Source organism: Vibrio sp. 2033, assembly GCF_033339735.1.
In genome coordinates, this window is sequence record NZ_JAWOVC010000149.1 from 1 (window position 1) to 947 (window position 947).

Annotated in this window: 2 protein-coding genes; one reads left to right on the forward strand and one right to left on the reverse strand. The window is 47.7% G+C overall.

The features are described 5' to 3' along the window. A partial coding sequence (locus tag R7P74_RS29980) for a transketolase-like TK C-terminal-containing protein (RefSeq protein ID WP_170875035.1) occupies positions 1 to 148 on the forward strand: 148 nt, incomplete at its 5' end. A 77-nt stretch (positions 149 to 225) separates the two neighbouring features. Here R7P74_RS29980 and R7P74_RS25235 read toward each other — a convergent pair. Then, the coding region (locus R7P74_RS25235; protein ID WP_318123382.1) for a LysR substrate-binding domain-containing protein at positions 226 to 947 on the reverse strand (722 nt) is incomplete at its 5' end.

The window sequence follows — 947 nt, forward strand, 5'->3', positions numbered from 1 at the left end:
AGACTTCTGGTACAAGTACGTTGGCTTCGACGGTCGCATCATCGGTATGACAACATTCGGTGAATCTGCACCTGCTGACCAGTTGTTCGAAATGTTTGGTTTCACTGTAGAAAACGTAGTGAACACAGCAAAAGAACTACTAGCGTAATCGAGACAGTTGTTTAAACCGGCTCTGTTGAGCGGTTGTGAGAAAAGGCCATCATGTTGATGGCCTTTTTATTTGTCTCAATATTTCCAATCTAGCGGAATACTTTGGTGAATATCTTCAAGCAGTACGGATAAGCGAAGAGGATGACGCCCTGCTGGTGTATAACAGTTGATCGTTATTGGCTCTGAAAGCCAGCCTTCAAGGCATGGGGTGATACGGCCGGGGTGATGTTTCTCATACCCTTGTGCAGTCCAAGTTGGCAAGAGACCAATGCCGTGTCCGTTGGCGATACTATCGATCTGCATAGCAATGTTGTCGCTATAGAGTCGGCTGACAAATGGCTCTAGAAAAAACTCCCCTTGTTCTGGGTGCGAGAGTTGCAAGCCATTCTCTTGTATCGACCCAAAATCTATCCACGGATGTTTGTTTAGTTCTCTCGGGTGGTGGATGGGGCCATGTTTTTCGATGTAGTTTGGCGACGCGAATGGGGTGTAACGAAATACGCCAAGCGTTTCTTTGCGCCAATCCAGCCCTTTGTGTTCACCTAGCCAGATAAACAAATCTGGATCGTGGTGTGTATCGGAAAAATCACTGGTGAGCTGGACTCTGACGTCAGGGTTCTCCGCCAGAAATTCATTGAGCACATCGCCTAACCAACTGCGAACTAACGCTGCGTGGCAAACGATATGTAGAGAGCCTGATACTTGATTATTTAAGCCTTGAAGCGCCTCATAACTTTCCTCGCTGAGCTCTAGGATCTGGCGGCTGTAGTCGGCAAAAATCTCCCCTGCGCGTGTCA